Raw genomic sequence first — 23,207 nt, forward strand, 5'->3', positions numbered from 1 at the left:
CGTGGGTGGCCCCGGGCCGACGGGGTACCGGGCGGCCGGTCCCAGGGGAGGCGCGAGATGAGACTGCCCAGACCTGTGACACTCGCCGCGGCGGGCGCGCTCGTGGTGGCCCTGCTGCCGGCCCTGCCCGCCGCGGCCGCCGACCCCCGCACGGTCACCGTCACCGCCGGCCAGTCGGTGTACGCGGCGACCGAGGGGACCCGGGTGAGGGTGGACGTCGCGGTGTCCACCTCCGACGGTCGGCCCCTGGCGGCCCCGGTCACCGTGCGCTGGGCCACCGGCGCCGGCACCGCGACCCCCGGCGTCGACTACACCGCCGTCTCCGGCACGCTCACCTTCCCGGCGGGCACCGCGTCCGGCGCCACCCGCCCGGTCGAGGTCGCCGTGCGCGCGGACGGCACGGCGGAGACCGCCGAGACCGTGCCGCTGACCGTCACGGCCGACGGGGCCACCGTCGCGGCCCGGCCCACCGTGGTGGTCGCCGCGCACGGCCTGCCGTACCTCGATCCCCGGCTGCCGGTGCGGCGACGCGTCGCCGACCTGCTGGGCCGGATGACCCTGGCCGAGAAGATCGGCCAGATGACGCAGGCCGAGCGGGCTGCGGTCGCCGACGACCCGACCGCCGTCGCCCGCTGGCAGCTCGGTTCGGTGCTCTCCGGCGGCGGCTCCACCCCGGCCAGCAACACCCCGGCGGCCTGGGTCGAGATGGTCAACGGCCTCCAGGCGCAGGCGCTCAGCACGCGCCTCCAGATCCCGCTGATCTACGGTATCGACGCCGTGCACGGCCACGGCAACGTCGTCGGCGCCACCGTCTTCCCGCACAATGTCGGGCTCGGCGCCACCCGCGACCCGAAGCTTGTCGAGCGGGTCGGGCACGCCACCGCCGCCGAGGTACGCGCCACCGGCATCCCGTGGAACTTCGCGCCCTGCCTCTGCGTCTCCCGCGACGAGCGGTGGGGCCGCAGCTACGAGAGCTTCGGGGAGGACCCTGCGCTCGTGGTGTCGATGGAGACCGTCATCGACGGCCTTCAGGGCCGGCCCGGCCGGCTCGACGACAGCGACCGCGTGCTCGCCACCGCCAAGCACTACGCCGGCGACGGCGACACCGACTACGACGAGGCCGTCGCCGCCGCGAACGAGGGCAAGCCCTGGTGGGAGCAGAAGTACCCGATCGACCAGGGGGTCACGGTCACCGACCGGGAGCACTTCGCCCGGGTCGACCTCGCCCCCTACCTGCCGGCCGTGCGGGCCCACAAGGTGGGCAGCGTGATGCCCTCCTTCTCCAGCGTGGACTGGACCGAGGACGGGCTCGGCAACCCGACCAAGATGCACGCCCACCGCGAGCTGATCACCGACGTGCTCAAGGGCCGGCTGGGCTTCGACGGCTTCCTGATCTCCGACTGGGAGGGCATCCACCAGATCCCCGACCCGGCCGAGCCGACCAACGGCGGGCTGACCGCGTACAAGGTCCGGGTCGGGGTCAACGCCGGCACCGACATGTTCATGGAGCCGTACAACGCCGAGCAGTTCGAGCAGCTGCTGCTGGCCGAGGTGACCGCCGGACGGGTGCCCGCGGCGCGGATCGACGACGCGGTGCGGCGGATCCTCGCCAAGAAGTTCGAGCTGGGCCTCTTCGAGCGCCCGTACGCCTCGGCCGACAACGTCGACCAGGTCGGCAGCGCGGCACACCGGGCGATCGGCCGCGAGGCGGTCGCGAAGTCCCAGGTGCTGCTGAAGAACAATGGGCGGGCCCTGCCGCTGCGCCGGGACGCCGCGCTCTACGTGGCCGGCCGCAACGCCGACGACCTCGGCAACCAGGCCGGCGGCTGGACGGTCACCTGGCAGGGCGTCTCCGGCGCCGACGCGGTCCCCGGCACCTCCATCCTGGACGGCATCCGTCAGGTCGCCCCGGGCGCCCGGGTCACGTACAGCGCCGACGCCTCGGCACCCACCGACGGCGCCGACGTCGGCGTGGTGGTGGTCGGCGAGACCCCGTACGCGGAGGGCTACGGCGACGTCGGCGGCCCCGAGTGCGGCTGGTGCAGCCCGCCGCAGCAGGAGGAGAAGTCGCTGCGGCTCCAGCCCGCCGACCGGGCGGTCGTCGACAAGGTGTGCGCGGCGCTGCCGACCTGCGTGGTGCTGGTGGTCTCCGGCCGCCCTCAGGTGCTCACCGACCAGCTCGGCGAGATCGACGCCCTGGTGGCCTCCTGGCTGCCCGGCAGCGAGGGCGCCGGCGTGGCCGACGTGCTCTTCGGCCGCCGTCCGTTCACCGGCCGGCTGCCGGTGAGCTGGCCGCGGGACGAGGCGCAGGTGCCGGTCAACGTGGGTGACGCCGACTACCGGCCGCTGTTCCCGTTCGGCTGGGGCCTGCGCACCGACCCGGGTCGGGACCGGCTGGCCGCGGTCTCGGCCGACCGCCCGCAGGTGCGGGCCGCGCTCGCCTCGGCCGGGTGGAACGCGGACGGCTCGCTGCGCGACGCCTCCCGGGTGCTGGACCGGCTCGGGCGGCAGCTCGGCGCCGACCGCCGGGACGCCGCGCTGGTCGAGGCGATCCTCGGGGTGGCCCGGGACGCCGCCCAGGCCGCCGTGGTGCGGGGGAGCGCGCCTGCGAACTGGGCGGCCCTGATCGCCGACGCCGACCACGCCCAGCTCACCGGCGACCCGGTCCGCGCGTTCACGCTGCTCGCCCGCGTCGCCGCCTGACGTGCCACGCCGGTCTCCCCGGACGAGCGGTCATCGGGGAGACCGGCGCGCCGTCCGCTCCGGCCCGGGCATTCCCGCCGGGGGCCCTCCGGCCCGGCGGCTACACGGCCGCGCTCACTCCGCCGCGGTGGCGGCGGGTGTGGGGGACCGGGCCGGTTGGGGCTGCTCCGTCGGCGCGGGCCGGCGCAGGTCCCGCCACGGGCCGCCGAGCAGCGGGGTGAGCACCACCAGCAGGTAGCCGGCGCCGACGGCGACCAGGGTCGTGGTGGTGCCGAAGCGGTCCGCGGCCAGCCCGGCGCCGAGCGCGCCGACCGGCATGGCCGCCCACGCGCCGGCGCCGATCACCCCGTACACCCGGGCCCGCATGGTAGCCGGGATGCGCTCCAACTCGACCGCGCCGATGAGCGGGTTGATCGCGCCGGCGGCGAGGCCGGACACCACGCAGACCGCGGCGATCACCGGCAGCGGCGGGGCGGCGGCGAGCGCCCAGAAGGGCGGGGCGCCGCAGACGGCGAAGGCGGTGACGAAGGTGGCCCGGCGGGGCAGCCGGTGCCCGACGGCGCTGAACACCAGCGAGCCGACCAGCGCGCCGCCGCCCATGGCGCCGACCAGCACGCCGAAGGCCGTGGCCCCGCCGAGGTCCCGCGTGGCGACCACCGGCATCAGCACGTTGCTCTTTGTCGCGTCGAAGAGGTTGGTGACCAGCACGAGCAGCACCATGGCGCGCAGCAGCGGCTCGCGGGCCAGGAAGCGCAGCCCGGCGGCGAGGTCCCGCCAGTAGCCGGCCGAGGGGGCGTCGTGGTCGGCGGACGGCCGCAGGCTCGCCGGCACCAGCACCGTCACCACCAGCGCCGAGACGGCGAACGTCGCCGCGTCGACGGCCAGCACCGGCAGCGCGCCGAGTGCGCTGACGAGCAGGCCGGCCACCGGCGCCCCGACCAGTCGGGCGCCGCGCTCGGTGGCCCCCAACCAGCCGAGCGCCCGCTCGATGGGCACCCCGGCCGCGGCCGCCGCCTCGGGCAGCAGCGCGGTGCGGGCGGTCTGGCCCGGGGTGTCGAGCAGGCCGCTCACGAAGACCAGCGCGAGCAGCGCCGGGAAGGGCAACCCCACCGTGGCGTGCAGCAGCGGTACGGCGGCGACCGTCACGCCGGAGACCAGGTCGGCCAGGACGCTGGCCCGGCGGTAGCCGATCCGGTCGACGAGCACGCCGCCGAAGGCGCCGCCGAGCACCACCGGGGCGGTGGCGAACGCGCCGGCCAGCCCGGTGGCGGCGGGGGAGCCGGTCTCGGCCAGCACGTAGAGCGGCAGCGCGATCAGGGTGAGCATGTTGCCCGTGAGCGAGACCGTGTGCGCGGTCAGCAGCCCGGCGAGGGGACCCCACCGGCGGCTCACTGCGGCCCCCGGTACGCCTGCCAGATCAGCGTGACGGTCCGCGCGTCCGGCCGGTCGGGGTTGCTGCGCGCCTGCCAGCGGGCGCCCAGCTCGGACAACTCGCGGCGCAGCTCCACCAGCTCGTCGGGGGTGAGGTGCAGGAAGCTGTCGCTGCTGGTGGTGCCGCGGACCCACGCCGGGTCGAGGGTCGCCTCGGCGTCCAGGTAGGCCTCGAACCGTGCCACGTAGCGCTGGAGAACGGCCCGGCGCAGGAGGTCGGAGGCGAGCCGCCGCTCCGGGTCGTCGAGCAGGTCCACCGGTTCCCAGTCGGTGCGCGCGTGCGCGGCCCGCCACCACCGCTCCCGACGGTTGCGGGCCAGCTCGGGGGCCTCCCGGACGAACCCGTGCTCGGCCAGCTTGCCCAGGTGGTAGCTGACCGAGCCGACCGCCTCGTCGATGATCTCGCTGAGCATGCCCACGGTCTGCGGGCCCCGGATGCGCAGCTCACCGAGGAGGCGGATCCGCGTGGGGTGGGCCAGTGCCCGCATGGCGCGGGGGTCGGTCAGGTGCAGGGTGCTCGGCTCGTCCGCCATGCCGTCACCCTAGACCCACAACACATGATGTACAAGAAGCCTTGTAGATGCCGCCGTCGAAGGGGCAGGGTGGTTCAGGCGGGGCGGCGGCCCTTGAGGCGGCGGCCCAGCTCGCGGGCGATCTCCCGGTTGGCGTCGCGCTCGGCGAGGGCCTGGCGCTTGTCGTACGACCTGCGGCCCCGGGCCAGGCCCAGCTCGACCTTGGCCCAGCCGTTGGAGAAGTACATGGACAGCGGCACCAGCGTGATCCCGCCGTCGCGCAGCTTGTCCAGGATCCGGGCGATCTCGACCCGGTTCAGCAGCAGCTTCCGGGTGCGGCGGGGCTGGTGGTTGGTCCAGGTGCCGAAGCCGTACTCGGCGATGTGCAGGCCGTACAGCATGATCTCGCCGTCGCGTTCCTGGGCGAACGCGTCGACCAGCGACACCCGCCCCTCGCGCAGCGACTTCACCTCGGTGCCGGCCAGCACGATCCCGGCCTCGTACGTCTTCAGGATCGTGTAGTCGTGCCGCGCCTTCTTGTTGGAGGCGACGAGCTTGCGCCCGGTCTCCCTGGTCACGCCCCACCTCCCCGCTGGTCCGACGCCGAGCAGGATACCCGCCGGTGACGGCCGTGCCCGGGGTCACGGTGGTGTGGCGGTCGCGCGGCGGAGGTGCCCGTCGAGGTCGGCGAGCCAGCTGTCGACCTCCACCAGCGACAGCACGGCCGGCCGGTCCTCGCCGTCGCGGACCAGCCCGTGCACCTCCCGGGCGACGTCCCCGGTCGGGTCCGCCGGGGCGGGCGGCCGGTCGATTCGCGCCCGCGCGACCTGGCTGGCCAGGTCGGCGTAGCGCTCGCACAGCCGGGTCGCCCGGGCGGCGAGGGCGGCGGCCGGGCCGGGCCACGGGGCCAGCGCCCCGGGCCGGCGGTCGGCGAGCAGCGCCTGCCCGCCGTGGCTGGCCCGGTGTGCGGCGGCCAGCACCGCGTCCCAGTCGACGTGCGACAGCCGGGGATCGTGGCGCTCCGCGTGGTACTGGACCAGGGACGCGGTGGCGAGGGCCTCCGCGCGGCGGGCCGCGTCGACCGCGCCACGCGGGTCCGCCGTACCCGCGAGCGCCTCGACGGTCCGCTCGACGGCCCGCCCGCTCGTCACCAGGTACGCCCCCGCGGTGCGGCGCAGCTCGCCGCCGCTGCCCCGCGGCCAGAGCAGCAGGCCGGCGAGGACACCCACCACGGCGCCGACCGCCACGTCCACCACCCGGGCGCCGGCCAGCTGCCAGGACGCCGGGTTGAGCTGGGCGAACACGACGATGAGCAGCAGGGTGAGCAGCGCCTGCGCCCAGCCCAGGCCGAGCAGCGGACCGACGCCGAAGGCCAGCACCAGCGCCAGCGGCAGCAGGGCGGCGTACGCCTGCCGTTCGGGCGAGACGAGCAGCAGCAGGCCGCCGGCCGCGCCCCCGGCGAGGGTGCCGACGAGCGCCGGACGCAGGGTGGTCCGGGTGTCCGCGGCGGAGGCCCGCATGAGGCTGAGCGTCGCCAGGAGCACCCAGAAGCCGTGTTGCAGGTTGACCACACCGGCGATCACCCGGGCGGCGGCCAGGGCCACGGCGAGCCGGACCGCTCCCTCCAGGTACACCGACCGCGGGGTGAGGTGCGCCCGGAACTGCCGCCGGTACAGCGACCACGTGCTGCGCCCGGCGTACCAGAAGGGGTCGGGACCGGGCGCGGGTGGCCGCGGGCCGTGCCGTCCCCCCGGGCCGGTGGCGATCCGGACCGCCGTCGCGAACGTCCCGACCTGGTCGACGAGCGTGCGGACCGCCGCGTCCACGCGCAGCCGGACCGGACCGGCCGCCCGCCACGACGGCGGCAGCGCGCCGGCCCACTCCGGCTCGTCGCCGGCCGCGGCGCCCGGCCGGCGCACCGCGACGTCGGCGGCGCGGCGGAGCGACGCCGCGCACCGCCGGAGCACACCCGCGAGGTCGGCGTCCCCGCTGCCCGGCAGGTCCGGCCGGGACGCGAGCGACCCGGCGACCGCCAGCACCTCCTGGCCGGCCGCCGCCGCGTCCCGCCAGGCCCGGTCGCGGCGACCGGCACCCGTCGGGCGTGCCGTCACCGGCAGCCGGGACATCCGTACCCCGTCGAGCAGCCGTGCGGCCCGGGCCCGCCGCCGGGCCGCCGCCTCCGCCGCGCCCGGCCCGGCGACCAGCACGTCCGCCAGCGCGTCGACGAGGTCGGCGAGGCCGCCCGCCGCCCCGGCGAGGCGCTGCGGGAAGCCGACCGGCGCCGGGTCCGGCCACAGCGCCACCTCGGCGAGCGCGACCAGGACGACGCCGAGCGTGACGCCGGCCAGCCGGGCCGGGAGGGAGTCGGGCCGGTACGGCGGGAAGCAGGCCAGGATGTAGAAGAGCTGGAGCGCGTTGGCCAGCCCGACCAGGCGCGGCCCCCCGACCCCGGCGAACGCCACGGCGAACCCGACGACGAGCATCCCGGCCGACGCCGCCGCGGTGCTGACCGCCAGCACGGTGCCGACCGCCACGAGCGACCAGGCCACCGGAAGGGCCGCCAGCAGGGTCCGCGCCCGCTGCCCGGGCGGCCCCGGCAGCTGGGCGAAACTGCCCGTGGCGACGGTGCCGAAGAGGGCGTAGGTGGCGAGGGTGACGTCGCCCAGGCCGTAGCGGCAGCCGTAGAAGACGAGCGAGGCGACGACTGTCAGCCGCGCCGCCCGGCGGACCAGGCGGTAGCCCGGGTCCCGGCGGCGCAGCCGGTCCCGCAGCCCCTCGCCGGGCCGTCGACGCACGCCCACACCCCCGACAGGTCTACCCAGGGGGTGGCGGGCCGTCTGCTCCGGGACTCTATCCGCTCCGGACCGGTGGCGTTCCGCGGATGGACCGACCGGCCGGTGTCCTCGATCGGGATGCCGCCCGTCTCCGGCGCGCCTAGGCTGCCCGGTAGACGAGGTGGGGAGCGGCGGATGACGCGGGTGGCGGTGCTCGGGCTCGGCGGCATGGGCGCGCCGATGGCGGCGAACCTGATCCGGGCCGGGCTGACCACGGTGGTGTGGAACCGGCACCCGGAGCCGGCCCGCGCGCTCGGCGACCTGGGCGCCGAGGTCGCCGCCGACCCGCCCGAGGCGGTACGCGGTGCCGACGTGGTGGTCACCATGGTGACCGACGCGGCCGCGGTGCGGGCGATCGCCGTCGACCAGGGAATGCTGGCCGCGCTGCCGGACGGCGCGGTCTGGGCGCAGATGAGCACCATCGGGGTGACCGAGACCGGGCGCCTGGCCGACCAGGTCCGCGTCGAGCGCCCCGGGGTGACCCTGGTGGACGCGCCGGTGGCCGGCAGCCGAGGGCCGGCCGAACAGGGCAAACTCGTCGTCCTCGCCTCCGGCCCCGAGCAGGTGCGGGACCGGGTGGCGCCCGTCTTCGACGCGGTCGGGCAGCGGACCGTCTGGGTCGGGCCGGTCGGCGCCGGGTCGCGCCTGAAGCTGGTCAACAACCTGCTGCTGGCCTTCGTCAACGAGGGGCTCGCCGCGGCGGTCGCCCTCGGCGACGCGCTGGGCCTGGACCGCGACACGGTGCACGGGGCCCTGCGCGGCAGCCCGCTGGTGTCACCCTGGGCCGCCGAGAAGCTGGACCGGATCGCCGGGAACGACTACACGACGCAGTACTCCCTGGCCCTGGCGCTCAAGGACGTGGACCTCGCGCTGCGTGAGGTGCCGGCCGGCCGGTTCCCGGCCGCCGAGGCCCTGGCCGGCGAGTGGCGGCACGCGGTCGAGCAGGGCCTCGGCGGCGACGACCTGACGGTGGTGACGCGGGCCCTCGCCCGCGAGGCGACCGGCTAGCGGGGCTACAGCGGTCGGCCGTCCCAGCGGGCGAGCCCGGCCGCCGCCACCAGGCGGCCGACCGCCGCGCCGACCTCGTCGGTGTGCCGGAAGTGGATGCCCGACCACACCCGGGCGTCGATGTTGTCCCGGGTCAGCTCGCGCCAGTCCCGGTAGGTCAGGGTGACGCCGGCGGCGGTGGGGCTGGCCAGCTGCACCGGCCCGGCCGGCGGCCCGGCGAGGCTGCGCAGGACGACCTCCGCGGCGCCGGCGTACGTGGTGTGCCCGCTGGGATACTCCGGGTGGGCGGGAGTGGTGATCAGCGGCGTCCACTCCGGATCCGGCGCGATGTCTCCGGTCCGGATCGCGGTGACCGGGCGCCAGCGCAGGTCCCGGTACTTGGCCGCGTACGTGACGATCTGGGCGTCGACGGTCGCCGCGTGGAAGAGGGCGACGAGCGCCACCCGGCGGGCGGTCCCGCCGACGCTCCCGGCGACGGCGGCGCGCAGTGCCCCGGTGTAGCCGTTCAGCGAGGTCTGCGCCCAGAAGCGGGCCACGTCGGTCTGCCGCTCGCTGCGGCTGGTGCTCTGCGCCGCGCCGACCGCCCGGCTCTCGGCCAGGTCGCGGGCGTAGCGACCGCTGTCCAGCGCCGGCGGCGGCCCGGGCAGGTACGCCGGCACGTCCTCGATCAGGAACGGCCGGCCGTCGCCCTGCCCCGCCTGCACGGCGGCGGCGTAACCCGGTGGGGTCGGCTGCCAGACGCCGGGCGCCGCCGGCGGCGGCGTGAAGGGCTGGTTGACCGAGGCGAGGTCGAGCCCGTCGCCGGCCCGCTCGGCGAGCACGTCGCGGGCGGCGTCCCGGCCGCTCTCGACCGCGGCGCGCACGGCCGCGGCCGGACCGAGCCGGTCCAGTGTGGCCGCGAGGGCCTCGTCCAGGTCGGCGGCGCGCGCCGGCGCCAGCGTGGTGAGGGTCTCGTGCACGGCACCGGCGAGCGCGGCGTCCGCGGCGGCGCCACCGCGGGCCCGGGTCACCGCCCGCCAGGCCGCGATCCACCCGATTGCCCAGGTCCGACTGCTGTTGACCTGGAGCGGGCCGGTGATCACCCCGATCGTCGCCGCGGTGACGTCGTACCACTCAACCACCGTGTCCACCTCGGACCCGCGGGCGGAGGCGGTGCCGGCGAGGCCGGGCGTGGTGAGGACCGCCGCGCCGGCGCCGGCGCCGAGCAGCAGGGCCCGGCGGCTGGGCCGGGGGTACGGACGCGCGGAGGCCATGCGAGCTCCCGAGGGGCGGCGGGGAAGGGGCCGCGCCAGCGTAACCCAGTAAACCTACCGGCTCAATAGGATATCCGGAGTCGGGGCCGGCCGCCCCGTCGTGGCGGCGACCCAGCCCGTGGTGATCAGCAGGAGGGCAGCCGCGTAGGTGGCCATGACCAGCAGGTCCCGGCCCGGGAAGTCGCCGCCCGCCGCGCCCACGCCGATGAGCAGGTCGGAGACGAGGAATAGTGCCCCGCCGGCCGCCGTGCGCCGGGACACCCCGGCCGCGGCGGCGGCCATCAGGGACAGCGCCAGGCTGTAGCCGAGCACGGGCAGCCGCAGCGCACCCAGCGAACCCCAGAGCAGCGCGTTGGCGCCGGCCCAGGCCAGCAGGTAGCCGACCAGGGCCGCCACCGGCGGCCGGCGGTGGCGCAGGAAGGCGGTGAGGAAGGCGATCTGGGTGACCAGGAAACACCCCATGCCGGCGAGGAACGCGACCCGTCCCGGCACGAGCAGGGCCACGTCCCCCGCGGTGGCGGCGACCAGGCCCACCGCCACCGGGTCCACCCGGCGGCGCCGCTCCCACAGGTACGCCAGCAGCAGCGGCGCCAGCAGCGGCTTGGCCAGCCACTGCGTCACCGTGGAGTCGAGCGCCACCCCGACCAGCTCGACCAGGGTGGCGACCCCGAACAGGACCAGCCAGGGGCGCCTCACCGGGCCGGCTGCCAGCCGGGACGGCCGAAGAGGTAGCCGAGCCGGTGCCGCCACGACGTGGCGTGCCGGACGTCGGACCAGATCGCGGCGAACTCGTGGGTGGCCACCCGCAGCGGGTTGTACGTCTGGATGTTCTTGGTGAGCCCGTACCGGGCCGGGGCCCGCTCGGGTTCGAAGGAGCCGAAGAGCCGGTCCCAGACGATGAGGATGCCGCCGTAGTTGCGGTCCAGGTACTCCGCGTTCGAGCCGTGGTGCACCCGGTGGTGCGACGGCGTGTTGAAGATGAACTCGACGGGCCGCGCCAGCACGCCGACCCGCTCGGTGTGCAGGAAGAACTGGTAGAGCAGGCTGACCGACTGCTGGAGGAAGATCATCCACGGCGGGATGCCGAGCAGGGCCAGGGGCAGCCAGAACGGCAGCGAGGTCATCGGCGTCCAGCTCTGCCGCAGCGCGGTCGAGAGGTTGTAGTAGACGCTCGAGTGGTGCACCACGTGGCTGGCCCAGAGCACCCGGACCTCGTGGTGCAGTCGGTGGAACCAGTAGTAGGCGAGGTCGTCGGCGAAGAAGACGATCACCCAGGTCCACCAGTGGCCGGGGGAGAGGTGGAACGGCGCGACAGTCCACAGCGCCGCGTAGATACCGACGGTGAGCAGCTTCCAGGGGAAGCCGATGATCTGGCTGCCGAGCCCCATGGAGAGGCTGGTGGTGGTGTCGCGCAGCTCGTAGCCGCGTTCCTCGTCGTCCGGGAGGAACCGGTAGGAGACCGCCTCGATGATGATCAACAGCAGGAACGCCGGGACGGCGTAGAGCACGGCGGGGATCATGCTCGGGCTTCCCTTCGGGTGGCGGGGGTGGGGGTGGTGACCGGGGCGGTCAGCAGGGCCCGGGCGTGCCGGGCGGCTGCCGTGCCCTGGCCAGCCGCGATCGCGGCGGCGAGCCGGCGGTGGCCCGCGACGTCGAGCAGTTCGGCGGCCCGGGCGTCCGGTGGGACGTCGCCCACGGCGAAGGTGCCGGCCACCAGGCTGTTGAACGCCAGCAGGTAGGCCGTGTTGCCGCTGCCCCGGACGATCAGCCACCAGATCGCGATGTTGGCCTCGTTCATCCGGTCCAGGTCGGGGGCGAGCGCGCCGTACTCCTCGGCCGCCCGGACCAGCGCGGCGGTGACCTCCGGGTCGCCGCGCTCGGCGCAGAGCCGGGCCGCGTCGATCCCGACGCAGGCCCGCATCTCCAGCATGTCGCGCACCAGCGTCTCGACCGGGAGTACGTCACCCGAGCGGGCCAGCGACAGCGCCAGGTCCAGCCCGGCGTGGACCCGCCAGTCGAGCACCCGGGTGGCGCCGCCCTGGCTGACCCGGACCAGGCCGAGTTGCTGGAGCCGGCGCAGGGCCTCCCGGACGGCGTGCCGGTTCACCTCGAACGTGGCGGCCAGCTCGCGCTCGCCGGGCAGGGTCTCCTCCGGCTGGTAGCGCCCGCTGACGATGGCGTCGCGGAGCTGGCCGAAGACGTGGTCGGAGACCGAGGCGCGGGGCACGGGAGCGAAGGCCATGGGCAGCAGTGTGGCCCCGAACACATCAATCCGTCAACTGGTTGGACCAGATTCGACCGACCACCCTCCGGTGGCCACGCGCGCACGCCTCGTATCCTTTCCGCCGGAAGGCCCGCGAAGTGGAAGGGAGTCGGTGTGAGCGACCGGGTAGAGACGTTGGAGTTCCAGGCCGAGGCCCGTCAGCTGCTCCAGCTGATGGTGCACTCGATCTACTCGAACAAGGACGTCTTCCTGCGCGAACTGATCTCGAACGCCTCCGACGCGCTGGACAAGCTGCGCCTGGAGTCGCTTGTCGACAAGGACCTCCAGGTCGACACCGCCGACCTGCACATCGAGATCGAGGTCGACAGGGACGCCCGCACGCTGACCGTGCGGGACAACGGGATCGGCATGTCCCGCGACGAGGTGGTCGGCCTCATCGGCACGATCGCCAAGTCCGGCACGGCCGAGCTGCTGCGTACGCTGCGCGAGACGAAGGACGCCGCCGCCTCGCAGGAGCTGATCGGCCAGTTCGGCGTCGGGTTCTACGCCACCTTCATGGTCGCCGACAGGGTGACCCTGCTGACCCGCCGCGCCGGGCAGGCCGGCGGCACCCGCTGGGAGTCGACCGGCGAGGGCACCTACTCGATCGAGGCCGTCGACGACGCGCCGCAGGGCACCTCGGTCACCCTGCACCTCAAGCCTGCCGACGACGAGGACAACCTGCACGACTACACGGCCGAGTGGACCATCCGCGAGATCGTCAAGCGCTACTCCGACTTCATCGCCTGGCCGATCCGGATGACGGTGGAGAAGCCCGGCGAGGACGGCGCCACCACCCGCGAGGAGCAGACCCTCAACTCCATGAAGGCGCTCTGGGCGCGCGCGAAGGACGAGGTCGACGAGGCCGAGTACAAGGAGTTCTACCGGCACGTCGCGCACGACTGGGCCGACCCGCTGGAGACCATCCACATGCGGGGCGAGGGCACCTTCGAGTACGAGGCCCTGCTCTTCCTGCCCTCGCACGCCCCGCTCGACCTGTTCTCCCCGCAGGGCCGCCGGGGCGTGCAGCTCTACGTCAAGCGCGTGTTCATCATGGACGACTGCGACGCGCTGATGCCCAACTACCTGCGCTTCGTCAAGGGCGTGGTGGACGCGCACGACCTGTCGCTGAACATCTCCCGGGAGATCCTCCAGCAGGACCGGCAGATCCGCGCCGTGCGCCGCCGCCTGGTCAAGAAGGTCCTCGCCACCCTCAAGGACCTCTCCGCCGAGTCGTACCGCACCTTCTGGGGCGAGTTCGGCGCGGTGGTCAAGGAGGGGCTGCTGGAGGACCCGGACAACACCGAGGCCCTGCTGGACCTGGTCCGCGCCGCCAGCACCCACGACCCGGCCGAGCTGACCACGCTGCGCGACTACGTCGAGCGGATGAAGGACGGCCAGACCGAGATCTACTACGCCACCGGCGAGAACCGGGTCACCATCGAGAACTCCCCGCACCTGGAGGCGTTCCGCGCCAAGGGCTACGAGGTGCTCATCCTGACCGACCCGGTCGACGAGGTGTGGGTCGAGCGCGTCGGCGCGTACGACGGGAAGACGCTGCGCTCGGTCGCCAAGGGCCAGGTGGACCTGGAGACCGACGAGGAGAAGGAGCGGGCCGAGGCCGAGCGCCAGGAGTACGCCGACCTGCTGACCTGGATGACCGGCGCGCTGGCCGACAGCGTCAAGGAGGTCCGGCTCTCCACCCGGCTCACCACCTCGCCGGCCTGCGTGGTGGGCGACGCGCACGACATGACGCCCACGCTGGAGAAGATGTACCGGGCCATGGGGCAGGAGGTGCCCCGGGTCAAGCGGATCCTGGAGCTGAACCCGACCCACCCGCTCGTCACCGGGCTGCGCAAGGCCCACGAGCAGGGCGCCGAGAACAGCGCCCTGACCGAGACCGCCGAGCTGCTGTACGGCATGGCACTGCTCGCCGAGGGCGGGGAACTGGCCGACCCGGCCCGGTTCACCCGGATCCTCGCCGACCGGCTCGCCCGGAGCCTCTGACCGGTGGCCCGCCGGCCGTCGCCCCGGGGGTGACGGCCGGCGGCCCGGACGGACCGACCGCCGGCCGTGGCCGTCCTGCCACGACCGGTGGCCGGTCAGCCGCGGATCAGCCGGTCCAGGTGCGCCGCCTCGTCGGGCGACGGCTCGCGCATCCCGCTGCGGAGCAGCCGCCACCGGGTCGTCGCCCCGTCCGGGCCGGTGAGTTGCCCCAGCCCCAGCGCGCGGTCGATGTCCCGCCGCACCCGCGGTTCCAGGTACGGCTCGGTGGCGAAGAGGATGCGCAGACGCAGTTCGTCCCCGACCCGCTCCGTCCCGGTGTGGTGGGCCGCCACCGGGCAGGGCGGCTCGTGCTCCCAGTGGCCGCAGAGGGCCACGGTGACGGCGGCCCCGGGAGCGCCGTCGTCGGCGTCCGGTGCCATGGCCAGGACGGCGCTGTGGGCGTACCCCTGTCGCATCCCGTCACTGTGCCACCGTTGGTAAGGAGGGGCCCCCTTTTAGCGCCAGGGCGTTAACGGGGGCCCCTCCTTACGGCAGGTCGGGGTAGAGGGCGGCGACGCCGCCGGAGAGGCCGGCGAGAACCTGGCGGGAGGTGTCGTCGGCGACGATCTCGTAGCGGTCGGCCTCGACGCCGTCGACGGCGATCCGGGCGATCTCGGCGGGGTCGGACTTCGGCGCGGTCACCCGGGCGGTCATGTCGGTGTCCATGTAGCCGACGTGCAGGCCGGCGACGCGGACGCCCCGGTCGGCGAGCTGCGCGCGCAGCGCGTTGGTCATCGACCACTCGGCGGCCTTGGCCGCGCCGTACGCCCCCACCGGCGGGAACGTGATCCAGGACAGGACGGAGAGGATGTTCAGGACGGTGCCGCCGCCGTTGGCCGCGATCCTCGGCGCGAAGGCCCGCACCACCGACAGCGTGCCGAGGTAGTGGGTCTCCAGCTCCCGCCGGATCTCGGCCAGGTCGCCGTCGAGGAGGTCGGCGCCGGTGCTCACGCCGGCGTTGTTGACGAGCAGGGTCACGTCGCCGGCCAGCTCGGCGGCGGCCGCCACCGACGCGGGGTCGGTGATGTCCAGCCGCACCGGGGTGACGCCGGGCAGGTCGACGGTGTCCGGGTTGCGCGCGCCGGCGTAGACGGTGGCGCCCCGGGCCAGCAGCTCGGCGGCCAGGTGCCGGCCGAAGCCCCGGTTGGCCCCGGTGACGAGGGCGGTGCTTCCAGCGATCTTCATGGTGTGCTCCTGAGGGTGGCGAAGGATGGGGTGGTCAGGACGGCAGCAGGCCCGGCCCGGGCAGCAGATCCACCTGGTCGGCCGGCACGTCGTGCCCGGCAGCGCAGCGCAGGGCCACGTGCACGGCCGCGCCGCAGTCGTGGTGGGCCAGCCGGACCGACGGCTCCTCGACGGCGTACGCGTCGCCCCACTCGCGCAGGGCGGCGAGCACCGGCAGCAGGTCGCGGCCCTTGTCGGTGAGGACGTACTCGTCGCGGGTGCGCTGCCCGGGCTCGCGGTAGGGCCGCCGGTCGAGCAGCCCGTCGGCGACGAGGCGCTTGAGCCGGGCGGCGGCCACCGGCTCGCTGACGCCGACGCGGCGCGCGAAGTCGTCGAAGCGCCGGGTGCCGAACGAGGCCTCGCGCAGCAGGAGCAGCGTGGTGCGGTTGCCGACCACCTCGAGCGCCCCGGCGATCGAGCAGTTGGCGGTGGACCAGGAGTCGCGCTGCGCGAGGAAGTCCGTCATGGGCCCGACGCTACCCGGCTGACTTAGGAAAACAAAAGCCAGCTATCTCACGCCGGGCCCGGGAATAACCGCCGTCAGAGCTGGCCGGCGAAGAAGCCGTGCCGGGCGAGCGGCTCGACGATCTCCCGCTCCTCGTACGACAGGTGCGACAGCAGGGTGTCGGTGAGCAGGTCCACGGCCGCCTGGAGTTCGGTGAAGTCGCCCGGTTGCCGGATGAGGTCCACGAGTGCCCGGTCGACGCTCTCCACCACGCCGTGGATCACCACGTGTTCCTCCTCGAGGCGGTCCAGCACCGCCGCCAACCCGGCGTCGGCGCTCCGCAGGTGCGGGAAGATCGAGGCGTCCTCCAGGCCGTGGTGCTGCGTCACCGCCGTGCAGTACGCCGCGCAGTACGCCCCGAGCGTCCAGTTGTTCTGCCGCATGGTCATCTCGTTCAGCACGGCCCGGGCGGCGTCCGGGGCGACCGCGCCGCGCGTGACCTGTTCGAGCAGGTCACGCACCTGGGCGAGCTCCTGGCGCAGGTGGTCGTGCACGTCCACGAGGTGCTGCCCGACGGCCTGCCCCCGGGCCGTGTACACGTGCCCGGCCGGCGGTGGCGGCGCCGCGGGCCGGGTGGACTCGTCCCAGAGCCGGCGCGCGCTGAGCCGTACCCCCGGATCGGGGGTGGGGGAGACCGCCAGCGCTGTCGACCCGCCGGCCTCGACGGCGGCCTGCTGCTCCTCGACGGCGCGGGCGCGGCTGCCCGGCGTGGTCCGCTCGGCGGCGACCAGCTCGCGGACGGCGGGCGCCACCTCCTGGGCGAAGAGCTGGACGGCCCGCGGCTCGTCGCTGCCCAGGATGAAGGTGGCGATGCCGTGGTCCAGGGCGAGCCCGGCCAGCTCCTCCACCCACTGCTCCGGGGGGCCGTCCAGGAAGCCGGCCGGCGACCGGGAGAAGGTGCCGGTGACGTTGAGCAGGCGGCGCACGGCGCCGGGGTCCCGGCCGGCCTCCGCGGCGCCTTCGTCGATAACCGCGTTCAGCGCCGGCAGCTCCGCCGGCCCCTTCGGCAGGTACGCCAGCGACGGCAGCCAGCCGTCCGCCGCGCGGCCGACCAGCCGCAGCATCCGCGGCTTGTACGCGCCCACCCAGATCTCCGCCGGGTGCGCCGGCGCCGGGCCGCGCTTCGCGCCGACCACCCGGTAGTGCTCGCCCTCGACGCGGACCATGCCGCGCCGATCGGTGTCCCAGACCTCGCGGATCACGCGGATCGCCTCGTCGAGGGCGTCCACGGCAGCGCCGGGGGAGAGCCGCCGGCCGCCGACCGCCTCGATGGCCTCCCAGAAGGCGCCGGCGCCGAGGCCCAGCTCGACCCGGCCGCCGGTGAGCAGGTCCAGGCTGGCCACGCTGCGGGCGAGCACCACGGGTTGCCGCAGCGGCAGGTTGAGCACGTTCCCCGCGAGGGTGATGCGGCTGGTGGCGGCGGCCACGAACGACATCAGCGTCCAGGTGTCCAGGAACCCCGGCTGGTAGGGGTGGTCCTGGAAGGTGACCAGGTCCAGGCCGACCTGCTCGCAGAGCTTCGCGCGCGCCACCACCTGCTCCGGCCGCCCGGCCGAGGGGGTGAGGAAGCCGCCGAAGGCCAGCTCGTGTCCGTGGTCGCTCATGCCTCGCCGCCTCTAGCCGATCTTGCGCGAACCCTGCCACGGTAGCCCGCGCCGGCGCCCGCCCGCCCGGCGGTTCCGGAACCGGCACGGATTGTTCACAGTCGATGCTCACGGGCATAGGGTGCCGGTGAACGGCCCCAGCGTTCCTCCGGAAGGAGCGACCCGTGATCCGTCACCACCACCGCCCCCGTCCGCTCGCCCTCGCCCTCCTGCTCGTCGCGGTCACCGCCCTGGCCGCGCCCGCCCCGGCCACCGCGGCCGGCCTGCCGTACCAGGACCCGACGCTGCCCGTCGCCACCCGCGTCGCCGACCTGCTCGCCCGGATGACCCTCGACGAGAAGCTCGGCCAGATGACCCAGGCGGAGCGCGGCTCGGTCACCGCGAGCGACCTCACCACGTACCGGCTCGGCTCGGTCCTCTCGGGCGGCGGCTCCGCGCCCACGCCGAACACCGCCACGTCCTGGGCCGACATGTACGACGGCTTCCAGCGCGCCGCCCTGGCCACCCCGCTCGGCATCCCGATGATCTACGGCGTCGACGCCGTGCACGGGCACAACAACGTGTACGGGGCGACCATCTTCCCGCACAACATCGGCCTCGGTGCGACGCGTGACCCGGCGCTGGTCCAGCAGATCGGCCAGGCCGTCGCCGAGGAGATCACCGGCACCGGTGTGGACTGGAACTTCGCCCCCTGCCTCTGCGTGGCCCGCAACGACCGGTGGGGCCGCACCTACGAGTCGTTCGGGGAGACGCCGGACCTGCCGTCGAGCCTGTCCACCCTGGTCACCGGCCTCCAGGGCACCACCCTGGGCGGGCCCACGTCGGTGCTCGCCACCGCCAAGCACTACGTGGGCGACGGCGGCACCACCGGCGGCGACGACCAGGGCGACACCCAGCTCAGCGAGGCCGACCTGCGGGCCATCCACCTGCCGCCGTTCCAGGCCGCGGTGCAGCGCGGCGTGGGCTCGGTGATGATCTCCTACAGCAGCTGGAACGGGGTGAAGCTGCACGGCCACCGCTACCTGATCACCGACGTCCTGAAGGGGGAGTTGGGCTTCTCCGGCTTCGTGGTGTCCGACTGGAACGGCATCGACCAGATCGACGGCGCCAGCGGGTTCACGGCCGCCGAGGTGAGCGCCGCCGTCAACGCCGGCATCGACATGGTGATGGTGCCGACGGCCTGGAAGACCTTCCTCAGCACGCTGCGGGCCGAGGTACAGAACGGGCATGTGCCGATGAGCCGGATCGACGACGCCAACCGGCGGATCCTCACGAAGAAGTTCGAGCTGGGCCTCTTCGAGCGGCCGTACACCGACCGGAGCAGGACCTCGACGGTGGGCGGCGCGGCGCACCGCGCGCTGGCCCGCCAGGCCGTGCGGCAGTCCCAGGTGCTGCTCAAGAACGACGGCGGCGTGCTCCCGCTGGCCCGGGACAACAACAAGATCTTCGTGGCCGGGAAGAACGCCGACAACATCGGCAACCAGAGCGGCGGGTGGACCATCTCCTGGCAGGGCTCGTCCGGCGCCGTCACGCCCGGCACCACCATCCTCCAGGGCATCCGGGCGGCCGCCGGTCCGACCACGACTGTCACGTACAACCAGCGCGGCACCGGCATCGACAGGACCTACCGGGCGGCGATCGCGGTGGTCGGCGAGACACCGTACGCCGAGGGCCAGGGCGACCGCACCGGCAGCATGAGCCTGGACCGCGACGACCTGCGTACCATCACGACGCTGCGCAACTCGGGCGTGCCGGTGATCGTGGTGCTGGTCAGCGGCCGGCCGCTGGACGTGGCCGCCGAGCTGCCACGGTGGAACGCGCTGCTGGCGTCCTGGCTGCCCGGCACCGAGGGCGGCGGCGTGGCCGACGTCCTCTTCGGCGGGTACGCGCCGACCGGCAAACTGCCGATGACCTGGATGAACTCGGTCAGCCAGCAGCCCATCAACGCGGGCGACGGTCAGGTCCCGCTCTTCCCGCAGGGATACGGCCTGACCTACTGAGCCGCCCCTCAATAAGCCCCCTTCGGACGGTGCGCAACTCGAACGGGGCGACCTTCGCCCGGCCGGGTGAAGAACCTCACAAGAAGTGGGCGTTCGTCGCAAAACGTTCCTAACGTCGATTCCGTTCGCGATCGCGGACACCACGGGCCGGCAACGCCTAATCCCGCCGCCGGCCCGGTGGTACCTGGACCTCAGGCGGGAGCGGGGGAACCACGTTCCTCGGTGCACGACACCTCGGGGTGAAGCCGCCACCGGCGGCCGGGCTCCTCGGCCCGAACCCGACAGCTCACCTCGTCGGCGTGGAGGAAACCCACATGGCAAGTGAACACGTCGCCCGTCACCGACGGACCGCGCAGCGTCGCACCGCCGTCGGGGCGCTCGTCGTCGGCGCCGCCACCGGCGCCGCCGCCCTTCTCGGCCCGGCCGCCCCGGCCAGCGCCGCCGGCGTCAACTGGGACGCCGTCGCCCAGTGCGAGTCCGGCGGCAACTGGCACATCAACACCGGCAACGGCTACTACGGCGGGCTCCAGTTCTCCCGGAGCACCTGGAACGGCTACGGCGGCCAGAAGTACGCCAGCCGCGCCGACCTGGCCAGCCGCAGCGAGCAGATCGCCATCGCCGAGAAGGTCCTCGACGGGCAGGGCATCGGCGCCTGGCCGGTCTGCGGCAAGAAGGGCGGCTCCACCAAGAGGTACGCCAGCAAGGACTCGGGCTCGACGAAGTCCGCCAAGAAGGCCACCACGGAGCGGAAGTCGCGCGCCGACCGGCCGACCGTCCGAAGCGAGCGGCGTGGCACGCCGGGCACGAGCGGCGCCGGCAGCTACGTCGTCCGGTCCGGAGACACCCTCTCCGAGATCGCCGACGCGAAGAACGTGGCCGGCGGTTGGCAGGCCCTCTACGAGCGCAACAAGGACGTGGTGGGCGCGAACCCCGGCCTGATCTTCCCGGGCCAGAAGCTGCGCCTGCGCTGAGACCCCACCGGAACGGCCCCGTGCGGGCCGGTCCACCGCACCACGAACGCCCGGCCGGGGATCCCGGCCGGGCGTTCGTGTCGGACCGGGTTCGGGCGGGCTCACCGGCGCCCGCGTCGGGGGTGGTTGCTATCGTCACGGTGCTCGGAAAGACGTGAAGAAAGCGCGGATATGACCAACGACCCGTTCTCCGCGGCCGCGAGCCTCGACGAGCTGCTGACCAGGACCCAACAGGCGCTCTCCGCGATGCGGTCCCGGGCCGCCGAGCACCCCGACGGCGCGCCGGGCGAGCTGCTCCGGGCCGAGGGCGCCGCGGCCGGCGGCCGGGTCCGTGCCGTCGCCGTCCAGGGTGGCCGGCTGGAGTCCGTCACCGTCGACCCCGCGTTGGCCGGGGAGTCCGTCGAGGCCCTCTGCGGGCACCTGGTGTCGGCCGTGAACGCCGCCCTCACCGAGCTGGACGCCCGGGTCAGCGCCTCGGCCCAGGCGGACGTGGACGCCCTCGCCGCGCGGCTCGGCGGCCTGCCCGAGCAGTCCGCGCGGGACATGGAGCGATTCGGTCGGGCCATGGAGGGCGTCGCGGCCCGGATCCGCCGCGACGGCGCCGGCTCCGGCGCGGCCCGCCCGGCCTGACCGGCGTCCGGCCGGTGCGCCCCGGCCGGCGACCTGCCGCGGGAACGACGAAGCGGCCGGCCGTCGGGAGGACGACGACCGGCCGCTCCGCTGCGATCAGCTCAGGGTGACCGCGGTGTCGTCGACGACGAAGGAGGTCTGCAGGGAGCTGTCCTCCACGCCGCTGAAGGAGATGGTGGCGGTGGTGCCGGCCAGCGACGAGATGTCGAAGGACCGCTGCACGTAGCCGGTGGCCTTGTTGAGGTTGGAGTAGGTGGCCAGGGTGGTGCTGCCCGCCTTCACGGTCAGCTTGTCGTAGGCGGTGGTCGTGGTCGACTCCGCGCTGTCGATGTGCAGCCAGAAGCTCAGCGTCGCCCGGCAGCCGGCCGGAATCGTCACCGACTGCGAGAGCGTGTCGGTGTGCGTCGTGCCGTAGCCGTCGAGCCACGCCTTGTAGGAGCCGCCGTGCGCGGCCTGGGCGGTGTCGTTCGTGATGACGCCGGAGCTGGCGGTCCAGCTCACGTTGCCGGACTCGAAGCCGGGGTTGGCCAGCTTCTGGCCGGTGCAGCTGCCCGACGGCGGGGTGGTCGTGGCGGTCGGCGTCGGGGTGCTGCCGGTGCAGGTCGCCTCACCGGTCTGCGCCGGCACGCTGATCGCGTTCCAGGCGGCCTTGACCGCGTTGAACTCGGTGCAGCTGGTCGGGTAGAGGTTCTTCGCCGCCTGCAGCGTCCAGACCCGGTACTTCAGGTACGACGAGGACGAGGTCTTCAGCAGCATCGCGTTGTACATGATCTTCATGGCCTTCTGGATGCCCAGACCGGTCACGCTGCTGCCGTTGCAGGTGGAGCTGGCCGGCTGGCCGTTGGTCGGGCTGCTGCCGTTGGCCAGCAGGTAGAACCAGTGGTTGCCCGGGCCGGCCGCGGCGTGCACCTCGGTGCTGGGGATGCTGCTGGAGTAGCAGTTCGGGTCGCCCAGCGCCGACGGGTTGTACATGTTGCGGATCGGGCCGCTGCCCACCAGGTTGATCTTCTCGCCGACCAGGAAGTCGGGAGCGTCGTAGGTGGACGGCTCGTTGGCGAACCACTCGGTGGCCGCGCCGAAGGTGTCGGCGACGAACTCCTGGGTGCCCGCGCCGGAGATGCCACCCGGGGTGTGGTCGTCGATGCCGTGGCCGATCTCGTGGGCCACCACGTCGAGCGAGCCGATCCACTGACCCGAGGTGTTCTTGCCGATCTGGACCTGGGTGCCGTCGTAGTAGGCGTTCTGGTCGTTCAGGCCCACCCGGATCGGCCAGTAGCCGCCGTTGCCGTCGGCGCCGTTGCGGCCCAGCCACTGCGCGAGCATCTTGTGCTCGGTCTGCGCCGCGAACAGTGCGTCGACGCAGCCCGTCTCCTTGTTGGTGGCGGTGCCGTTGCCCCAGACGTCGTCCGAGCCGCTGAACGTCGTGTTGGTGGCGGCGTCCTGGCAGCTCAGGTTGGTGACCGTCGGGTCCTTCATGGAGTACGTGCTGCCCGACAGGGTGGTGTTCAGGGTCAGCGGGCTGGGCCCGTTCCACGCCCCGGTGCCGGTGCCGTGCACGATGCGCTCCTGCTTGCGCAGCACGGCCCCCGTGAGGGCGTCGACGTCGACGGTGAGCCGGCTCGGCCCCTCGGCGTCGGTGCCGCGCACCGTGGTCTCCCAGGCCAGCGCCGGCGTGGCGCCGAGCGTGTAGACGACCAGGTTGGTCCCCTCGACGGTGCTGACCGTCTTGAGCTGGGCCCGCGCGGTCTTCGCCGCGGCCGCCGAGGTCAGCTTCGGCGTGGTGGCGAGGCTGCCGATGGCCTGCTGCTGCGCGACGGAGGCGTACTTCAGGTTGCCGGCCGCGTCGGTGGCCAGCACGAAGTCACCGCCGACCACGGGCAGGCCCTTGTAGGTGCGCTCGTAGGGCACGTACTGGGTGCCCTCGGAGGAGATGACCGGCTTCTGCACGAAGGCTTCGTCCGAGCTGGCGTGCAGGTAGGCGGGCCGGTCGGCGACCAGCGCGCGCGCCGAGTCGGCGGCGATCGCGCGGGCCTGTGCGGCGTCGGGGGCGGCGGGGCCGGGCGGCGCGGCCTGCACCGCCGCGGCGGTGCCCGCGGCGATCAGTCCGGCCGCCGCCGCGCCGGAGAGCGCGACGAGGCGAGGTGAGAGCTTCAAGGGGGTTCGCTCCTGTCCCTAGGCGCGCCGCACGGAGCCCGGTGGGGACGGGCGGCGCGGTGTTGCGAG

The 23,207-nt window shown here is 74.3% G+C and carries 19 protein-coding genes and 1 riboswitch; of the genes, 6 read left to right on the forward strand and 13 right to left on the reverse strand.

What is annotated here, in order from left to right:
• Window positions 1-57: 57 nt before the first annotated feature.
• Complete coding sequence (locus GA0070603_RS01955; RefSeq protein ID WP_091306193.1) at window positions 58-2,703, forward strand: glycoside hydrolase family 3 N-terminal domain-containing protein; 2,646 nt, start codon at window positions 58-60, stop codon at window positions 2,701-2,703.
• Between the two features lie 114 nt (window positions 2,704-2,817).
• On the opposite strand, the gene GA0070603_RS01960 is transcribed toward GA0070603_RS01955, so the two are convergent.
• The 4 genes from GA0070603_RS01960 to GA0070603_RS01975 form a co-directional block, all read right to left on the reverse strand.
• Complete coding sequence (locus GA0070603_RS01960; RefSeq protein WP_091306195.1) at window positions 2,818-4,095, reverse strand: MFS transporter; 1,278 nt, start codon at window positions 4,093-4,095, stop codon at window positions 2,818-2,820.
• Window positions 4,092-4,667, reverse strand: a complete 576-nt coding sequence (locus tag GA0070603_RS01965) for a winged helix-turn-helix domain-containing protein (RefSeq protein WP_091306197.1) — start codon at window positions 4,665-4,667, stop codon at window positions 4,092-4,094. The genes GA0070603_RS01960 and GA0070603_RS01965 overlap by 4 nt, the downstream gene beginning before the upstream one ends.
• Before the next feature lie 74 nt (window positions 4,668-4,741).
• Window positions 4,742-5,224, reverse strand: a complete 483-nt coding sequence (gene smpB / locus GA0070603_RS01970) for an SsrA-binding protein SmpB (protein WP_091306199.1) — start codon at window positions 5,222-5,224, stop codon at window positions 4,742-4,744.
• 63 nt (window positions 5,225-5,287) lie between these two features.
• A complete protein-coding gene (locus tag GA0070603_RS01975) occupies window positions 5,288-7,441 on the reverse strand; it encodes an FUSC family protein (RefSeq protein ID WP_091321398.1) in 2,154 nt (717 codons plus the stop codon).
• A gap of 174 nt (window positions 7,442-7,615) precedes the next feature.
• On the opposite strand from GA0070603_RS01975, the gene GA0070603_RS01980 reads away from it, so the two are divergent.
• On the forward strand, window positions 7,616-8,488 hold the full coding sequence (locus GA0070603_RS01980) for an NAD(P)-dependent oxidoreductase (protein ID WP_167544466.1): 873 nt from the start codon (window positions 7,616-7,618) through the stop codon (window positions 8,486-8,488).
• 5 nt (window positions 8,489-8,493) lie between these two features.
• Here the strand turns inward: GA0070603_RS01980 and GA0070603_RS01985 are convergent, their stop codons facing one another.
• The 4 genes from GA0070603_RS01985 to GA0070603_RS02000 are packed head-to-tail and all read right to left on the reverse strand — an operon-like array spanning window position 8,494 to window position 11,983.
• Window positions 8,494-9,741: a vanadium-dependent haloperoxidase gene (locus GA0070603_RS01985; protein WP_091306203.1), complete on the reverse strand. Its 1,248-nt coding sequence runs from the start codon at window positions 9,739-9,741 to the stop codon at window positions 8,494-8,496.
• 54 nt (window positions 9,742-9,795) lie between these two features.
• Window positions 9,796-10,437 (reverse strand): lysoplasmalogenase, encoded by a 642-nt coding sequence (locus GA0070603_RS01990; RefSeq protein WP_091306204.1) that lies wholly within the window; start codon window positions 10,435-10,437, stop codon window positions 9,796-9,798.
• Window positions 10,434-11,261 carry a sterol desaturase family protein gene (locus GA0070603_RS01995; protein ID WP_091306206.1) on the reverse strand — a complete coding sequence of 276 codons (828 nt, stop codon included), beginning with the start codon at window positions 11,259-11,261 and terminating at the stop codon, window positions 10,434-10,436. The genes GA0070603_RS01990 and GA0070603_RS01995 overlap by 4 nt, the downstream gene beginning before the upstream one ends.
• Window positions 11,258-11,983, reverse strand: coding sequence for a FadR/GntR family transcriptional regulator (locus tag GA0070603_RS02000; RefSeq protein WP_091321401.1), 726 nt, complete (start codon window positions 11,981-11,983; stop codon window positions 11,258-11,260). Before GA0070603_RS02000 ends, GA0070603_RS01995 begins: the two co-directional genes overlap by 4 nt.
• Before the next feature lie 135 nt (window positions 11,984-12,118).
• On the opposite strand from GA0070603_RS02000, the gene htpG reads away from it, so the two are divergent.
• Entirely contained in the window at window positions 12,119-14,011 is a 1,893-nt protein-coding gene (gene htpG / locus GA0070603_RS02005; protein WP_091306208.1) for a molecular chaperone HtpG, read from the forward strand.
• 95 nt (window positions 14,012-14,106) lie between these two features.
• Here htpG and GA0070603_RS02010 read toward each other — a convergent pair whose 3' ends face one another.
• The 4 genes from GA0070603_RS02010 to GA0070603_RS02025 form a co-directional block, all read right to left on the reverse strand.
• Window positions 14,107-14,466: a hypothetical protein gene (locus tag GA0070603_RS02010; RefSeq protein WP_091306210.1), complete on the reverse strand. Its 360-nt coding sequence runs from the start codon at window positions 14,464-14,466 to the stop codon at window positions 14,107-14,109.
• Window positions 14,467-14,536: 70 nt separating this feature from the next.
• A complete protein-coding gene (locus GA0070603_RS02015; protein WP_091306212.1) occupies window positions 14,537-15,235 on the reverse strand; it encodes an SDR family oxidoreductase in 699 nt (232 codons plus the stop codon).
• 34 nt (window positions 15,236-15,269) lie between these two features.
• Window positions 15,270-15,740, reverse strand: a complete 471-nt coding sequence (locus tag GA0070603_RS02020) for a winged helix-turn-helix transcriptional regulator (RefSeq protein ID WP_091306214.1) — start codon at window positions 15,738-15,740, stop codon at window positions 15,270-15,272.
• A gap of 74 nt (window positions 15,741-15,814) precedes the next feature.
• On the reverse strand, window positions 15,815-17,383 hold the full coding sequence (locus tag GA0070603_RS02025) for an LLM class flavin-dependent oxidoreductase (RefSeq protein WP_091306216.1): 1,569 nt from the start codon (window positions 17,381-17,383) through the stop codon (window positions 15,815-15,817).
• A 164-nt stretch (window positions 17,384-17,547) separates the two neighbouring features.
• Between GA0070603_RS02025 and GA0070603_RS02030 the strand changes: the two genes are divergently transcribed.
• The 3 genes from GA0070603_RS02030 to GA0070603_RS02040 all read left to right on the forward strand — a co-directional run bounded on the left by GA0070603_RS02030 (window position 17,548) and on the right by GA0070603_RS02040 (window position 20,984).
• A complete protein-coding gene (locus GA0070603_RS02030) occupies window positions 17,548-19,383 on the forward strand; it encodes a glycoside hydrolase family 3 protein (RefSeq protein WP_091306218.1) in 1,836 nt (611 codons plus the stop codon).
• A 154-nt stretch (window positions 19,384-19,537) separates the two neighbouring features.
• A riboswitch (cyclic di-AMP (ydaO/yuaA leader) is annotated at window positions 19,538-19,692 on the forward strand.
• Window positions 19,693-19,697: 5 nt separating this feature from the next.
• Window positions 19,698-20,354 (forward strand): LysM peptidoglycan-binding domain-containing protein, encoded by a 657-nt coding sequence (locus tag GA0070603_RS02035; protein WP_091306220.1) that lies wholly within the window; start codon window positions 19,698-19,700, stop codon window positions 20,352-20,354.
• Between the two features lie 171 nt (window positions 20,355-20,525).
• Entirely contained in the window at window positions 20,526-20,984 is a 459-nt protein-coding gene (locus GA0070603_RS02040) for a YbaB/EbfC family nucleoid-associated protein (protein ID WP_091306222.1), read from the forward strand.
• A 96-nt stretch (window positions 20,985-21,080) separates the two neighbouring features.
• Here the strand turns inward: GA0070603_RS02040 and GA0070603_RS02045 are convergent, their stop codons facing one another.
• Window positions 21,081-23,138 carry a M4 family metallopeptidase gene (locus GA0070603_RS02045; protein ID WP_091306225.1) on the reverse strand — a complete coding sequence of 686 codons (2,058 nt, stop codon included), beginning with the start codon at window positions 23,136-23,138 and terminating at the stop codon, window positions 21,081-21,083.
• Window positions 23,139-23,207: the final 69 nt, after the last annotated feature.

Origin of the sequence: Micromonospora chersina, assembly GCF_900091475.1 — a bacterium.
GTDB lineage: Bacteria > Actinomycetota > Actinomycetes > Mycobacteriales > Micromonosporaceae > Micromonospora > Micromonospora chersina.